General features: G+C 72.7%; 12 protein-coding genes and 1 tRNA gene. 4 read left to right on the top strand and 9 right to left on the bottom strand.

All coding sequences use genetic code 11. The features are described from left to right. Positions 1-16: 16 nt before the first annotated feature. Complete coding sequence (locus ACFV0Q_RS25090; protein ID WP_030231935.1) at positions 17-691, bottom strand: TetR/AcrR family transcriptional regulator; 675 nt, start codon at positions 689-691, stop codon at positions 17-19. After that, entirely contained in the window at positions 688-1,674 is a 987-nt protein-coding gene (locus ACFV0Q_RS25085) for an acyl-CoA desaturase (RefSeq protein ID WP_385008607.1), read from the bottom strand. Before ACFV0Q_RS25085 ends, ACFV0Q_RS25090 begins: the two co-directional genes overlap by 4 nt. Positions 1,675-1,992: 318 nt before the next feature. Between ACFV0Q_RS25085 and ppc the strand changes: the two genes are divergently transcribed. Beyond that, positions 1,993-4,764, top strand: coding sequence for a phosphoenolpyruvate carboxylase (gene ppc / locus ACFV0Q_RS25080; RefSeq protein ID WP_385008606.1), 2,772 nt, complete (start codon positions 1,993-1,995; stop codon positions 4,762-4,764). Between the two features lie 63 nt (positions 4,765-4,827). On the opposite strand, the gene pth is transcribed toward ppc, so the two are convergent. The 5 genes from pth to ACFV0Q_RS25055 form a co-directional block, all read right to left on the bottom strand. Continuing rightward, positions 4,828-5,418, bottom strand: a complete 591-nt coding sequence (gene pth / locus ACFV0Q_RS25075; RefSeq protein ID WP_385008605.1) for an aminoacyl-tRNA hydrolase — start codon at positions 5,416-5,418, stop codon at positions 4,828-4,830. Between the two features lie 101 nt (positions 5,419-5,519). Continuing rightward, positions 5,520-6,104: a 50S ribosomal protein L25/general stress protein Ctc gene (locus ACFV0Q_RS25070; protein ID WP_385008604.1), complete on the bottom strand. Its 585-nt coding sequence runs from the start codon at positions 6,102-6,104 to the stop codon at positions 5,520-5,522. A gap of 183 nt (positions 6,105-6,287) precedes the next feature. Then, positions 6,288-7,265 (bottom strand): ribose-phosphate diphosphokinase, encoded by a 978-nt coding sequence (locus ACFV0Q_RS25065; RefSeq protein ID WP_385008603.1) that lies wholly within the window; start codon positions 7,263-7,265, stop codon positions 6,288-6,290. Between the two features lie 134 nt (positions 7,266-7,399). Continuing rightward, positions 7,400-8,848, bottom strand: coding sequence for a bifunctional UDP-N-acetylglucosamine diphosphorylase/glucosamine-1-phosphate N-acetyltransferase GlmU (glmU, locus tag ACFV0Q_RS25060; protein WP_385008602.1), 1,449 nt, complete (start codon positions 8,846-8,848; stop codon positions 7,400-7,402). Positions 8,849-8,957: 109 nt separating this feature from the next. After that, positions 8,958-9,029 (bottom strand) — tRNA-Gln (locus tag ACFV0Q_RS25055). A 157-nt stretch (positions 9,030-9,186) separates the two neighbouring features. Here ACFV0Q_RS25055 and ACFV0Q_RS25050 point away from each other — a divergent pair. Beyond that, entirely contained in the window at positions 9,187-10,443 is a 1,257-nt protein-coding gene (locus ACFV0Q_RS25050) for a sensor histidine kinase (protein ID WP_385008601.1), read from the top strand. An 84-nt stretch (positions 10,444-10,527) separates the two neighbouring features. Here ACFV0Q_RS25050 and ACFV0Q_RS25045 read toward each other — a convergent pair whose 3' ends face one another. Together ACFV0Q_RS25045 and ACFV0Q_RS25040 are read right to left on the bottom strand one after the other, a co-directional pair. Continuing rightward, positions 10,528-11,040, bottom strand: coding sequence for an SUKH-3 domain-containing protein (locus ACFV0Q_RS25045; protein WP_385008600.1), 513 nt, complete (start codon positions 11,038-11,040; stop codon positions 10,528-10,530). A 5-nt stretch (positions 11,041-11,045) separates the two neighbouring features. Beyond that, positions 11,046-11,612 carry a YwqJ-related putative deaminase gene (locus ACFV0Q_RS25040; protein ID WP_385008599.1) on the bottom strand — a complete coding sequence of 189 codons (567 nt, stop codon included), beginning with the start codon at positions 11,610-11,612 and terminating at the stop codon, positions 11,046-11,048. 230 nt (positions 11,613-11,842) lie between these two features. Here ACFV0Q_RS25040 and ACFV0Q_RS25035 point away from each other — a divergent pair, with 230 nt between their 5' ends. Then, entirely contained in the window at positions 11,843-12,838 is a 996-nt protein-coding gene (locus ACFV0Q_RS25035; RefSeq protein WP_385008598.1) for an SMI1/KNR4 family protein, read from the top strand. A 7-nt stretch (positions 12,839-12,845) separates the two neighbouring features. Continuing rightward, positions 12,846-15,386, top strand: a complete 2,541-nt coding sequence (locus tag ACFV0Q_RS25030) for an SUKH-4 family immunity protein (protein WP_385008597.1) — start codon at positions 12,846-12,848, stop codon at positions 15,384-15,386. Positions 15,387-15,433: the final 47 nt, after the last annotated feature.

Raw genomic sequence — 15,433 nt, 5'->3', positions numbered from 1 at the left:
GTGTACCCGGACGTCCTCAGTTCTTGCGGTGGCCCACCAGCCGGGGCCTGGCCTCCAGGTTCTCCAGCCCGTGCCAGGCCAGGTTCACCAGGTGCGCCGCGACCTCCGCCTTCTTCGGCCGCCGCGTCTCCAGCCACCACTGGCCCGTCAGCGCGACCATCCCGACCAGTGCCTGCGCGTACAGCGGCGCCAGCTTCGGATCGAAGCCCCGGGCCTTGAACTCCAGCCCGAGGATGTCCTCCACCTGCGTGGCGATGTCGCTGATCAGCGAGGCGAACGTACCCGTCGACTGCGCCACCGGGGAGTCCCGCACCAGGATCCGGAAGCCGTCCGTGTAGTTCTCGATGTAGTCGAGCAGGGCGAACGCCGCCTGCTCCAGCAGCTCCCGCGGGTGCCCGGCCGTCAGCGCGCCGGTCACCCCGTCCAGCAGCTGGCGCATCTCGCGGTCCACGACCACCGCGTACAGGCCCTCCTTGCCGCCGAAGTGCTCATACACCACCGGCTTGGACACCCCGGCCTTCGCCGCGATCTCCTCCACCGAGGTGCCTTCGAAACCCTTCTCCGCGAACAGGGTGCGGCCGATGTCCAGCAGTTGCTGACGCCGCTCGGCGCCCGTCATCCGGACCCGGCGACCTCGCCTGGGCTTGTCGTTGCTGGAACTGCTGCCGTCGATCGCCACGTCCCCCATCATGCCGCGTTCGACGTCTTTTCCTTGCGCCGGGCATCGATGCGGTCCCGCGACGGCCAGCGCACGTCCGTGGCCCAGCCGAGCTGTTCGAACCAGCGGATCAGCCGCGCGCTGGAGTCGACCTGGCCGCGCAGGACGCCGTGCCGGGCGGAGGTCGGGTCGGCGTGGTGCAGGTTGTGCCAGGACTCCCCGCACGACAGCACGGCCAGCCACCACACGTTGCCGCTGCGGTCCCGGGACTTGAACGGCCGCTTGCCCACCGCGTGACAGATCGAGTTGATCGACCACGTCACGTGGTGCAGCAGCGCCACGCGCACCAGCGAACCCCAGAAGAACGCCGTGAACGCGCCCCACCAGGACATCGTCACCAGACCGCCCACCAGCGGCGGGATCGCCAGCGACACCACCGTCCACAGCACGAAGTCGCGCGAGATCCGCCGGATCGCCGGGTCCTTGATCAGGTCCGGGGCGTATTTCTGCTGGTCGGTCTGCTCCTCGTCGAAGAGCCAGCCGATGTGGGCCCACCACAGGCCCTTCATCAGCGCCGGCACCGTCTCGCCGAACCGCCACGGCGAATGCGGGTCGCCCTCGTGGTCGGAGTACTTGTGGTGCTTGCGGTGATCCGCCACCCAGCGCACCAGCGGCCCCTCCACCGCCATCGACCCCATGACCGCGAGCGCGATCCGCAGGGGCCGCTTCGCCTTGAAGGAACCGTGCGTGAAGTAACGGTGGAAGCCGATGGTGATGCCGTGGCAGGCCAGGTAGTACATGAACACCATCAGACCGAGGTCCAGCCAGCTCACCCCCCAGCCCCAGGCCAGCGGCAGCGCCACCAGCAACGCCAGGAACGGCACCGTGATGAAGAGCAGCAGCGCGATCTGCTCCACCGACCGCTTCTGCTCACCGCCGCGCGTCGCGGACGCGGCATCACTGGACATCGTGGAGGACGCCGTGGCGTCCTCGATCAGATCGGGACCAACGGACATGGGGTTCCCCTGGGGGGTGAGGAGTCGGCAGGGCCGGAGTCACCGACCCTACGGGTCCGTAACCTACGGCGTCGTAAGTATGGCAAAGGTCCCCCGCGCGGCAAGAGGAGCACGCCACCGCCCCGCCGCCCGCCGGGGTACACGCACCATCCCGGCGGCCGCGCTGCCGGGGCACGAGTACGGGCCACCTATCCTGGTGTCGTCGGACAGCGCGGTCCGCACGGGCAGCCCGGCTGCGCACCAGGACGGCACCGCCGCCGCACGCGTCCCGGGGGCCCACAGCCCAGTAGCGCTCGAACACTGCAAGGAGCCGCACCTGTGAGCAGTGCTGACCAGGCCGCCCAGGCCCCCGCCACCCCCACCACCGTGACCTCGGCGGAAACGGCGAACGCGGAGCTGCGCGCCGACATCCGGCGCCTCGGCGACCTCCTCGGGGAGACCCTCGTACGCCAGGAGGGCCAGGACCTCCTCGACCTCGTCGAACGCGTACGCGCCCTCACCCGCACCGACGGCGAAGCCGCGGCCCAGCTCCTCGGCGACACCGACCTGGAGACCGCCGCCAAGCTGGTGCGCGCCTTCTCCACCTACTTCCACCTCGCCAACGTCACCGAGCAGGTGCACCGCGGCAAGGAGCTGCGCGCCCACCGTGCCGCCGAGGGCGGGCTCCTCGCCCGCACCGCCGACATGCTCAAGGACGCCGACCCCGAACACCTGCGCGAAACGGTCAAGAACCTCAACGTCCGGCCCGTCTTCACCGCGCACCCCACCGAGGCGGCCCGCCGCAGCGTCCTCAACAAGCTGCGCCGCATCGCCGCGCTCCTGGAGGAGCCCGTCACCGGCGCCGGCGAGCGCCGCCGCCACGACCTGCGGCTCGCCGAGAACATCGACCTCGTCTGGCAGACCGACGAGCTGCGCGTGGTGCGCCCCGAGCCCGCCGACGAGGCCCGCAACGCCATCTACTACCTCGACGAGCTGCACGCCGGCGCGGTGGGCGACGTACTCGAAGACCTCGCCGCCGAGCTCCAGCGCGTCGGCGTCGAGATCCCGGCCGGCACCCGCCCGCTCACCTTCGGCACCTGGATCGGCGGCGACCGCGACGGCAACCCGAACGTCACCCCCGACGTCACCCGGGACGTGCTGATCCTCCAGCACGAGCACGGCATCACCGACGCCCTCGAACTCGTCGACTTCCTGCGCGGGCTCCTGTCGAACTCGATCCGCTACACCGGCGCCACCGAGGAGCTCCTCACCTCCCTCCAGGCCGACCTGGAACGCCTCCCCGAGATCAGCCCGCGCTACAAGCGGCTGAACGCCGAGGAGCCGTACCGCCTCAAGGCCACCTGCGTGCGCCAGAAGCTCGTCAACACCCGCGAGCGCCTCGCCAAGGGCACCCCGCACGAGGAAGGCCGCGACTACCTCGGCACCGCCGAGCTGCTCGCCGACCTCACCCTCATCCAGACCTCCCTGCGCGAACACCGCGGCGCGCTCTTCGCCGACGGCCGCATGGACCGCACCATCCGCACGCTGGCCGCCTTCGGCCTCCAGCTCGCGACCATGGACGTACGCGAACACGCGGACGCCCACCACCACGCGCTGGGCCAGCTCTTCGACCGCCTCGGCGAGGAGTCCTGGCGCTACGCCGACATGCCCCGCGACTACCGCGGCAAGCTCCTCGCCAAGGAGCTGCGCTCGCGCCGGCCGCTCGCGCCCACCCCCGCGCCGCTCGACGCGGCCGGACAGAAGACCCTCGGCGTCTTCGGCGCCATCAAGGACGCCTTCGAGAAGTTCGGCCCCGAGGTCATCGAGTCGTACATCATCTCGATGTGCCAGGGCGCCGACGACGTCTTCGCCGCCGCCGTCCTCGCCCGCGAGGCCGGGCTCATCGACCTCCACGCCGGCTGGGCCAAGATCGGCATCGTCCCGCTCCTGGAGACCACCGACGAGCTGCGCGCCGCCGACGTCATCCTCGACGAGATGCTCGCCGACCCCTCCTACCGGCGCCTCGTCTCCCTGCGCGGCGACGTCCAGGAGGTCATGCTCGGCTACTCCGACTCCTCCAAGTTCGGCGGCATCACCACCAGCCAGTGGGAGATCCACCGCGCCCAGCGCCGGCTGCGCGACGTCGCCCACCGCTACGGCGTGCGCCTGCGCCTCTTCCACGGCCGCGGCGGCACCGTCGGCCGCGGTGGCGGCCCCTCGCACGACGCGATCCTCGCGCAGCCCTGGGGCACCCTGGAGGGCGAGATCAAGGTCACCGAGCAGGGCGAGGTCATCTCCGACAAGTACCTCGTGCCCTCGCTGGCCCGCGAGAACCTGGAGCTGACCGTCGCGGCCACCCTCCAGGCCTCCGCCCTGCACACGGCCCCCCGCCAGTCCGACGACGACCTGGCCCGCTGGGACGCCGCCATGGACATCGTCTCGGACGCCGCGCACGCCGCGTACCGGGAGCTCGTCGAGGACCCGGACCTGCCCGCGTACTTCTTCGCGGCCACCCCCGTCGACCAGCTCGCCGACCTGCACCTGGGCTCCCGCCCCTCCCGCCGCCCCGACTCGGGCGCGGGCCTCGACGGGCTGCGGGCCATCCCGTGGGTCTTCGGCTGGACCCAGTCCCGCCAGATCGTCCCCGGCTGGTACGGCGTCGGCTCCGGCCTCAAGGCCCTGCGCGAGGCCGGCCAGGACGCGGCACTCGCCGAGATGGGCGAGCGCTGGCACTTCTTCCGCAACTTCCTCTCCAACGTCGAGATGACGCTGGCCAAGACGGACCTGCGGATCGCCCGTCACTACGTCGACACGCTCGTCCCCGAGCACCTCAAGCACGTCTTCGCCCGCATCGAGGCCGAGCACGAGCTCACCGTCCGCGAGGTCCTGCGCATCACCGGAGGGCAGCGCCTGCTGGACTCCCAGCCGGTCCTCCAGCAGACCTTCGCGGTCCGCGACGCCTACCTGGACCCGATCTCCTACCTCCAGGTGTCCCTGCTGGCCCGCCAGCGCGCCGCGGCCGCCCGCGGCGAGGAGGCGGACCCGCTGCTGGCGCGGGCCCTGCTGCTCACCGTCAACGGCGTGGCCGCCGGTCTGCGCAACACCGGCTGACCCGGCCCCGCACCGCACGCACGGAAGCCCCCGCCACCGGCGGGGGCTTCCCTGTGCGCGACGTCAGGAGTTGTACGTCGACTGCGCGCGCTCCAGGCCCTCCTGGACCAGGCACTCCACCGCGTCGGCGGACCGGTCCACGAACCAGTCCAGCTCCTTGCGCTCGGCCCCGGAGAAGTCCTTCAGGACGAAGTCCGCGACCTGCATGCGGCCGGGCGGGCGACCGATGCCGCAGCGCACCCGGTGGTAGTCCGGACCCATCGCCTTCGTCATCGACTTCAGGCCGTTGTGCCCGTTGTCCCCGCCGCCCAGCTTCAGGCGCAGCGTCGGATAGTCGATGTCCAGCTCGTCGTGGACCGCGACGATCCGCTCCAGCGGCACCTTGTAGAAATCGCGCAGCGCCGTCACGGGACCGCCCGACAGGTTCATGAACGACATCGGCTTGGCGAGCACGATCCGGCGGTTCGCCGGGCCGGGCGGGCCGATGCGGCCCTCGACGACCTGGGCGCGCGCCTTGTGCGCCTTGAACTTGCCGCCGATCCGCTCGGCCAGCAGGTCGGCCACCATGAAGCCGATGTTGTGGCGGTTGCCGGCGTACTCCGGTCCGGGGTTCCCGAGACCGACGATCAGCCAGGGCGCCGCGTCGTCCGACATCAAAAGCTCCTTAAGTGCCTGGAACGAAGAACGACCGCCGTCCCGCTCCAGTGGAGCCGGACGGCGGTCGGTCAGCAACTGCTGAGGGGGAGGGGCGAGGCTCAGGCCTCGGTGCCCTCGGCGGCCTCGGCGGCCGGCTCCTCGGCCTGCGGGGCGACGACCTGCAGGACGGCGATGTCACCGTCGACGGCCAGCGTGGTGCCGGCCGGCAGGACCAGGTCCTTGGCGTGGATGGTGGCGCCGGCCTCGAGGCCCGCGATGGAGACGGTGACCTCGGTCGGGATGTGGGTGGCCTCGGCCTCGACGGAGATGGTGTTCTGGAGGGTCTCCAGCATGTTGCCGCCGGCGGCCAGCTCGCCCTCGGTGACGATCGCGACGTCGACGGTGACCTTCTCGCCCTTCTTGACGATCAGGTAGTCGACGTGGGAGATCGAACGCTTCAGGGGGTGCTTCTGCACGGCCTTCGGGATGACCAGCTCGGTGCCGGCGCCCTCGATGTCCAGGGAGAGCAGGACGTTCGGGGTGCGGAGCGCCAGCTGCAGGGCGTGACCCTCGACGTTGACGTGCTTCGGGGCCTGGCCGTGGCCGTAGATGACACCGGGGACCAGGGCGTCGCGACGGGCCTGGCGGGCGGAGCCCTTGCCGAAGGTGTCGCGGAGCTTGGCGGAAAGCTTGACCTCGGACATGCTCACTCCTCGTGGGGTGACGGAAGAAACGGACTGGGTCACCCGGCCGAAACGGCCTGCTACGAAGAGCGCGTCGATAACGGAGCGTCCGTACCGTGAACGGGTACGGCCTCCCTCGCCGAGCAACTCAAGGAGTGTACCCGGCGGGGGAGGCCGCGCCCAAAAGGATCTACCGCGGAGCGGTTACTGCTGCTCTTCGAAGAGGCTGGTCACCGAGCCGTCCTCGAAGACCTCGCGCACCGCGCGGGCGATCATCGGGGCGATCGACAGCACGGTGATCTTGTCGAGCTCCAGGTCGGACGGGTCCGGCAGGGTGTTCGTGAACACGAACTCGCTGACCTTGGAGTTCTTCAGGCGGTCGGCGGCCGGGCCCGACAGGATGCCGTGCGTGGCCGTCACGATGACGTCCTCGGCGCCGTGCGCGAACAGCGCGTCGGCCGCGGCGCAGATGGTGCCACCGGTATCGATCATGTCGTCGACCAGGACGCAGACGCGGCCCCGGACCTCACCGACGACCTCGTGGACGGTCACCTGGTTGGCGACGTCCTTGTCGCGGCGCTTGTGCACGATCGCCAGCGGCGCGTCCAGGCGGTCGCACCAGCGGTCGGCGACGCGTACGCGGCCGGCGTCCGGGGAGACGATCGTCAGCTTGGTGCGGTCCACCTTGGCGCCGACGTAGTCCGCGAGGACCGACAGGGCGGAGAGGTGGTCGACCGGGCCGTCGAAGAAGCCCTGGATCTGGTCGGTGTGCAGGTCGACCGTGAGGATGCGGTCGGCACCCGCGGTCTTCAGCAGGTCCGCGACCAGGCGCGCCGAGATCGGCTCGCGGCCCTTGTGCTTCTTGTCCTGACGGGCGTAGCCGTAGGACGGGATGATCACGGTGATGGAGCGTGCCGACGCGCGCTTCAGCGCGTCGATCATGATCAGCTGCTCCATGATCCACTTGTTGATCGGAGCCGTGTGGCTCTGGATCAGGAAGCAGTCCGCGCCACGAGCCGACTCCTGGAAGCGGACGTAGATCTCGCCGTTCGCGAAGTCGAAAGCCTTGGTCGGCACGAGGCCGACACCGAGCTGGTGCGCGACCTCCTCGGCCAGCTCGGGGTGGGCGCGGCCGGAGAAGAGCATCAGCTTCTTCTCGCCGGTCGTCTTGATCCCGGTCACAGCACTGTCTCCTCAGACGTGTGGAAAGCTGCTCGCCCCCGTGTGCGTCCGTCCCGCACACGGTGAGCCAGCCGAATTGCGTGCACCTATCACGGTACGCCGTCCCGGGCGTACCTGTTTCCGGCCAGTTCACCTCAAGGGCGGCCGGAGGTCTCCTCGGTCGACGACTGCGCCGCCGTCGCGGCGGCGCTGCCGGGACGCTTGCGGGCCACCCAGCCCTCGATATTCCGCTGCTGGCCGCGGGCCACGGCCAGGGCGCCGGGCGGCACGTCCTTGGTGATGACCGAGCCGGCGGCCGTGTAGGCCCCGTCCCCGATGGTGACGGGTGCCACAAACATGTTGTCCGAACCCGTCTTGCAGTGCGAGCCGACGGTGGTGTGGTGCTTGTGTTCGCCGTCGTAGTTCACGAACACGCTCGCCGCGCCGATGTTCGTGTACTCGCCGATCGTCGCGTCGCCCACGTACGACAGGTGCGGCACCTTCGTGCCCTCGCCGATCGTCGCGTTCTTCATCTCGACGTACGTACCGGCCTTCGCCTTCGGGCCGAGGTTCGTGCCGGGCCGCAGGTACGCGAAGGGGCCGACGCTCGCCTGCTCGCCGATCACCGCGCCGTCCGCCACCGTGTTGTCCACGCGGGCCCGCGCGCCCACCCGGGTGTCCTTGAGCCGGGTGTTCGGGCCGACCTCGGCCCCCTCGGCGATGTGCGTGGCGCCCAGCAGCTGGGTGCCCGGGTGGATCAGCGCGTCCTGACCGAAGGTCACCGTCACGTCCACGAAGGTGCTGGCCGGGTCCACGACCGTCACGCCGGCGAGCATCGCCCGCTCCAGCAGGCGCGCGTTCAGCAGCGCCCGGGCCTCGGCCAGCTGCACCCGGTTGTTGATCCCGAGGATCTGGCGGTGGTCCTCGCCGACCGCCGCGCCGACGCGGTGCCCCGCCTCGCGCAGGATGCCGAGCACGTCGGTGAGGTACTCCTCGCCCTGGCTGTTGTCCGTGCGGACCTTGCCGAGCGCGTCCGAGAGGAGCGTGCCGTCGAAGGCGAAGACACCGGAGTTGATCTCGCGGATCGCGCGCTGCGCGTCGGTGGCGTCCTTGTGCTCGACGATGGCGGTCACGGCGCCGGTGGCGGGGTCGCGCACGATGCGGCCGTAGCCGGTGGAGTCGGGCACCTCGGCGGTGAGCACGGTGACGGCGTTGCCGTCGGCCTCGTGCGTGGCCGCGAGCGCGCCGAGCGTCTCCCCGGTCAGCAGCGGGGTGTCGCCGCAGACCACGATCACGGTGCCGTCGACCGGGCCGCCGAGCTCTTCGAGGGCCATCCGGACGGCGTGCCCGGTGCCGTTCTGCTCGTACTGGACGGCGGTGCGGACGTCGGCGTCGACGCCGGCGAGGTGCGCGGTGACCTGCTCGCGCGCGTGGCCGACGACGACCACGAGGTGGGCGGGGTCCAGCTCGCGGGACGCGGCGACCACGTGACCGACGAGCGAGCGCCCGCTGATCTCGTGCAGAACCTTGGGAGTGGCCGACTTCATGCGGGTGCCTTCACCCGCTGCGAGTACGACGACGGCTGCCGGGCGGGTTGCGCTCACGGGTGGGCCCTTCGGCTTCGGGGGTGGACCCAGGAAGGATAGCGGGGGGCCAACACCCGTAAACGAAGGCGGGTCCCGACCGTGAAGGTCAGGACCCGGATGTGCAAGGCTCCCCCGCCAGGACTCGAACCCGGACATAAGGCACCAAAAGCCTCAGTGCTGCCAATTACACCACAGGGGATGGAAAACCCTGCCGAATCGGACTTTTTACCGTACCGATCAAGCGGTCCGTCCCTACTATGCCGCACCACCCGCCCTCCTCGCGACGGTACTCGCGGCCGGGTGTGGGCCGGGTAACTCCGGGGGGCGCCGGGCGGGCCGCCCGTACGCTGGACGGCATGACCGGTACGGGGGAAGAGCGCGATGGGGCGGAGCGGGACGGGCCCTGGTGGTGGGAGAGGCGGCGGGCCGCCGTCCTGGACGTGGGGCTCGCCGCGGTGTCCGCCGCCGAGTGCGCCGTGGAGGGGGTCGGCTTCGCCCACGAGGCGGGGCTCGCGGTGCCCGTCGGGGTGCTGTTCGGGTTCCTGGTGGGGGCCGTGCTGCTGCTGCGGCGGCGCTGGCCGATCGCCGTGGTGCTGGTCGGGATCGCCGTGTCCCCGGCCGCGATGGGCTTCCTGCTCGGAGTGGTCGGGCTGTACACGCTCGCCGCCTGCGAGGTGCCCCGGCGGATCACCGCCACGCTGACGGCGATGTCGCTCGTGGGGACCTTCGTGGTGATGTACCTGCGCACCCGCGGGGACCTCGCGGCGGACACCCTGCTGGTGCTGGTCCTGTCCGGGTTCATCGCGGTGGCGCTGACCGTGCCGCCCGTCCTGCTCGGCCTGTACATAGGGGCGCGGCGGCGGCTGATGGAGAGCCTCCAGGAGCGGGCGGACTCGCTGGAGCGGGAGCTGTCGCTGCTGGCGGACCGGGCGGAGGAGCGGGCCGAGTGGGCCCGTACGGAGGAGCGCACGCGGATCGCGCGCGAGATGCACGACGTGGTGGCGCACCGGGTGTCGCTGATGGTGGTGCACGCGGCGGCGCTGCAGGCGGTGGCCGCGAAGGACCCCGTCAAGGCGGTGCGGAACGCGGCGCTGGTCGGGGACATGGGCCGGCAGGCCCTGACGGAGCTGCGGGAGATGCTCGGCGTGCTGCGCGCCGAGGCGCCGAAGCCGGCGGCGGTGCCGTTGGCGCCGGTGGCGCTGGTGGGCAGCTTCGACGACGGGCCCTCGCTGGACGGGCTGGAGGCGCTGGTCGGGCAGTCGCGGGCGGCCGGGATGACCGTCGAGGTCCTCGTGGACGGGGAGCGCGGCGGGTATCCGGCGGAGGTCGAGCAGACGGCGTACCGGGTGGTGCAGGAGGCGCTGACCAACTGCCACAAGCACGCTCCGGGCGCGCGGGTCGTCGTACGCCTGGCGCACCGGGACGGCGAGGTCGCCATGCAGGTGCAGAACGGGCCCTGCGGGGCGGACGTGGAGCAGCCCGGGCTGCCCAGCGGCGGGAACGGCCTGGTCGGGATGCGCGAGCGGGTGCTGGCGCTGGGCGGGGTGTTCGTGTCCGGGCCGACGGACGAGGGCGGCTTCAAGGTCTCGGCGGTACTGCCGGCCACCGGCTAGCGGCGTCGGTCCGGCGCCCGGGGGCAGGCGGCGGGGCCCGGCGGGCGGTGTTCACGGGCCGGGCCCGGGGGGCGCGGCCCGGGCTCAGGGTTCCGTCGTGAGGCGGGCCGGCTGGAGGCCGGTGAGGAGGAGGGTGAGGGCCTCGTCGAGGCCCGAGCCCAGGTACCAGTCGCCGGTGTGGTCGATCCCGTAGACCCGGCCCTCGCGGTCGATCGCGAGGTGCGAACCGCCGTCGGCCTCGCTGCCGAGCGGGCACAGCTGCGTGGACAGGGCCCGCCCCAGGTCGGCGAACGTACGGGCGAGGTGCAGCCCGGACAGCGGGTCGATGCGGAGCGTCGCCGGGGCTGTCTGGCGGCCCGGCCCCGGGGCCGTCACCGTCAGCCCGCCGAATTCGGCCCAGGCCTCGACGGCCGCCGGGAAGACGGTGTGCCGGTGCCCGGCGGGGGTGGTGTGGTCCCGCAGGGCGTCGGCCCAGTACTCGGCCTGCTTGATGTCCCAGCGGCCGGGCTCCCAGCCGGCGGTGCGCAGGGCCGAGTCCACCGGGCCCGGGAACCGGGTGGCGGAGGAGCGGTCGTAGGAGGCTGAGGAGGCGGTCATGGCGGCTACTCGGGGTGGGTGAGGTCGACGGGGCGTACGCCGAAGTGGGTGAGGAGCGCGTCGCAGGAACGGCACGGCGGCGCGTAGCTGCCGTGCAGCGGATCGCCGTCCTCGCGGATGCGGCGGGCCGTGATCCGGGAGTGCTTGAGCGAACGGCGGGCCTCGCTCGCCGTCAGCGGCTTGCGGGAGGCGCGCCGGCTGCGGGCGCCCTCGACGGCCGCGAGGTGGCGGGAGAGCAGGAGCGCCTCCGGACATCGGCCGGTGAAGCGTTCCCGCTGGCCGCTGGTGAGGGTGTCGAGGAAGTCCTGGACGAGGGGGTGCAGGACGGGCGGCTGGTCCCCCTTCCCGGCGGTCCCGGTGAGGGTCTCGCCGCGGACGGAGAGGGCGGCGGCCACGGTCGGCAGGATGCCGTCGCGGCGGAAGCGCAGGACGGGTGGCGGGGTCGGGCCGTCGGTGCTGCTCCAGCGCAGGCGGGGGTCGCCCGCGGCGCCGGCGGGTCCGGCTTCCGCCGGTTCGGTGCCGTCCGCACGGTCCGCGCGGCTTGCCAGGTTTTGCGTGGTCGCCGTCTGCATGGTCGCTTCTTCCCTCCCGTGGCCGCGGTGGTGGCCGCTGTCGCGCACGCCCCCGTGTCGCGGGGACAGCCTGTCAAATGTCCCCTGTGGTGTGGAAGCGGGGTCGAATATTCGTATCAATTCGGATGTTCCCACCCGGTGCGCGCATGCGGGACTCGTGGACGGGTGAGCCTCTTGCCGGAACACATAGGCTGTGGTGAACCAGCCAGATCCAGCAGGGGGCTACCGCCATGACGACAGGTCGGCTCGGGCAGCAGGCCGCGCCACCCAACGCCGCTTACTCGGGGCAGGTCGTGCACTTCCCGGACCCGGTCCGGGCCGCTCGCCATCCCCACGGAGTGCGGATGGACGGGGACGGTCATCCCGACTTCTCGCGGTACGCGCGCGCGGCCGTGGAGATCGCCGAGCCCCCCGAGGGCTTCGGCGTGGATGAGCTGCGCCTGACGGACTGCGTGTCCGCCAACGCGGCGATGCGGGCGTCGGGACACGCGCTGTGGGACACCGTCGGTCCGGTGGCGACCCCGCACGGCTGGACCTGGCACCACGTGGCCGGGTCGCGGCGGATGGAACTCGTGCCGGTCGAGGTGAAGGCGCTGCTGCGGCACCACGCGGGTCTGGCGACGGCCCCGGTGGACCACGAGAAGCGCGGCACCCGTCCGCTCCAGGAGGCGCGCCCGGCGCACCTCGGGCTGCCGAAGACCCTGGTCTCGGTGTCCGAACAGCAGGTGCAGGGCGTCGAGGAGGACCTCGGCTACCGGCTGCCGGAGGCGTACCGCTCGTTCCTGAAGGCGGCGGGCGGCTGCGCGCCGGTGGGCGCGGGCCTGTTCGTGGAGCTGGGGCTGCTGGTCGACCAGCCGTTCTTCACGGTGCGCGAGGAGGCGGCGGTCAACGACCTCGTCTACGTCAACAAGTGTCTGCGGGACCACCTGACGAAGGACTACCTGTGCGTGGCCTTCGTCCAGGGCGGGCTGCTCGCGGTGAAGGTGAAGGGCGAGGGCATCGGCTCCGTCTGGTTCTCCCCGTACGACGACGCGCGCGACCGGGACGGCTGGTCGGTGCAGGAGCGGGTGGAGCGGCTGTTGCTGCCGTGCGGCGCTGATTTCGATGCCTTCCTGGAACGACTGGCGGGCAACCCGCCGGAGCTGGAGACGGTGGCCGGTCTGATGGTGGACGGCGGATTCGCACGCTCGGTTCCGGTGACGGACGCCGCGATGGGTGAGGGGTGATCGCGGCGTGGTGACGTTCGCGCAGGCGCAGGAGCGCGCCGAGGAATGGATCAACGGGGACCTGCCCGCGTACCAGCACCGCGAGGTGCGCGTACGGGAGTTCGGGCTGGGCTTCGTGGTGTGGGCCGAGGACCGGGCCGCCGGGCCGGTGTCCGGCGGGGGCCGGCAGCGGCTGGTCATCGCGCGGGACAGCGGCGAGGTGACCCTGTGGCCGGGGCTGCCGGTCGGCGAGGTGATCCGGCGGTACGAGGAGGAGTACGGGGCGGCCGCGACGGCGGCGGCCTCGGAGGCGTCGGTTCCGCAGCCGCGGATCGACTCGGAGCAGACCTCCTTCATGCTGAGCCCGCCGGAGTGGCTGCAGGAGGCGGCGGACCGGGCGGGGATTCCGGGGGCCGCTCCGGCGGCTGCCGCGGAGTCCGGGTCCGACGCGGGCCCGGCCGCCGCGCCGCCCGCGGAGCCCGTGCCGTTGCGCCGCGGTGGTGAGGTCCCGTACGAGCCGACCGCCAACGACGGGGTGCCGTCCGGGGCCACGCCGTGGGCCGGTACCGATGTGAACTCCGGTGCGGACGAAGCCTCCGTACCGCTGCCCGCGACGGTGTTCGCGCCGCCGCTGTCCGGCTCGGACCTGGAGGAGGGCCCGTCCCGCTCCGGGGTGGCGCCGGAGGCCAAGACCACGCTGATGGCGGGTGGCAGCCAGCTGCCGAAGACCACCGTCGCCCCGGCGCTGGGGATGCCGTCCGAGGCGGCCGACATCGCCGACGCGCCGACGAGCCGTGCCCACGTCTCGCGGCCGGGCGGGGCTCCGGCGGCGCCGGTGGCTCCGCCGGGGGTGCCGGGTGCTCCCGGTGCTCCCGGTGCTCCCGGTGCGCCTGGTGGTCCTGGTGGTCCTGGTGTGCCTGGTGGTCCCGGTGCGCCTGGTGTGCCGACGCCGCCCGGGCCGCCCGGTGTGCCGCCCGCGCAGGGTGGGCCCGGTGTGCCTGGGGCTCCTGGTGCGCCCGGGGGTGACGCGCAGTACGCCGCGACGATGCTGGCCGGGCCGGCCGTCGTGCAGCCGCCCGGGCCGCCCGCTCCGCCGTCGCCGCCCTCGCTGCCGGGTGCGCCCGGTGCGCGGGGTGGGGGGATCGACCATGCCGCGACGATGCTGGCCGGTCCCGCCGTCGTGCAGCCGCCCCGGCCGCCCGGTGCGCCTGGTGTGCCGACGCCGCCCGGTCCTCCCGGTGCGCCGGGTGCGCCCACGCCGCCCGGTCCTCCCGGGCCGCCCGGGGGTGGGGCGCACCATGCCGCGACCATGCTCGCGGGGCCCGGTGCGGTGCCGCCGCCCGCGCCGCCCGGTCCGCCCGGTGCGCAGGGTGGGGGGATCGACCATGCCGCGACCATGCTCGCCGGTCCCGCCGTCGTGCAGCCGCCCGGTGCCCCCGGGGTTCCCGGAGCCGGGGCGCCGCAGCACGCCGCGACGATGCTGGCCGGTCCCGGCGGGGCGCAGCCGCCCGCGCCGCCCGGCCCGCCGCCGGGCGCTCCGCGCGGTCCGGTGGGGCAGCAGCAGCAGCCGCAGCCGCCGGCCCCGTCCGGCGCGCCCACCGTCGGCCCCGGCTACCAGGCGGTGCTGCGCTACCGCGCGCCCGACGGCTCCGAGCAGCAGCTCATCCGCCGCTCGGCGCCCGGTACGCCGCACCCCGAGTGGCAGATCCTGTACGAGCTCCGCGCGATGAACGTGCCGCCCCAGCAGGTGCTGGAGCTGCACACCGAGCTGGCCTCCTGTGAGCTGCCCGGCGGTTACTGCGCCCGGATGATCCGGGAGACCTGGCCGCAGGTGCGGATCACGAGCGTGGCCCCGTACGGGACCGACCACGCGGGACGTCAGCAGGGCATGCGGCACCTGATCACCCATCAGGGTGAGCTGCACCAGGTGGCGGACGGTCCGGCGCGTCCGGCTCCGGTCCGTGCGCCGCTGCCGCAGGTGCCGCTCCAGCCGGCGATCCCGATGGAGGCCATCGGGCAGGAGCTGGCGGGCGCGTTCGGGCCGCAGGGCGTGTTCCGCTTCGACCAGCGGGCGGTGTCCCGGCAGGGCGTGCCCGACATCGTGGCGCAGACCCTGATGTGGGCGGGTCTGCCCGTCGACTTCGGGCCGTTCTTCTGGGCGCAGGCCGTGCCCGGGCAGCCGGTGCCGACGCTGGCCGAACTGGCGGCGCAGCGGCAGGTGCAGCCGGCGTCCGACGCGGGCTCGTACCTGGTGGTCGGCAGCGACTTCGGCAAGGCGCTGTGCGTGCAGTACGGGACCGCGCACATAGTGGCGGTGCCGGTGGAGGCCGGACCCGGCGGGGCGCCCGTGCCGCCGCAGTTCGTCAACTCGAGCCTGCCGCAGTTCGCGCGTTCGCTGGCGATGCTGGGTCACATGTGGCGGCTGAGGCAGCACCTGACGCCGGAACAGGCGGGGCGCTGGACCGTCGATTTCCAGGCGAATCTGGCGGGCCTCGACAGTGCGGCGCTGGCTTCGCCGGAGAGCTGGTGGTCGGTGCTGCTGGAGCAGATGTGGGACGGACTCCTCTGATCAGGTGATCGGATGTATGGCCGGGCCGGTACCCCCGACGGGGGTAC

Origin of the sequence: Streptomyces sp. NPDC059564, from assembly GCF_042735575.1 — a bacterium.
Lineage (GTDB): Bacteria > Actinomycetota > Actinomycetes > Streptomycetales > Streptomycetaceae > Streptomyces.
This window is presented reverse-complemented; position numbering and strand designations above follow the sequence as displayed.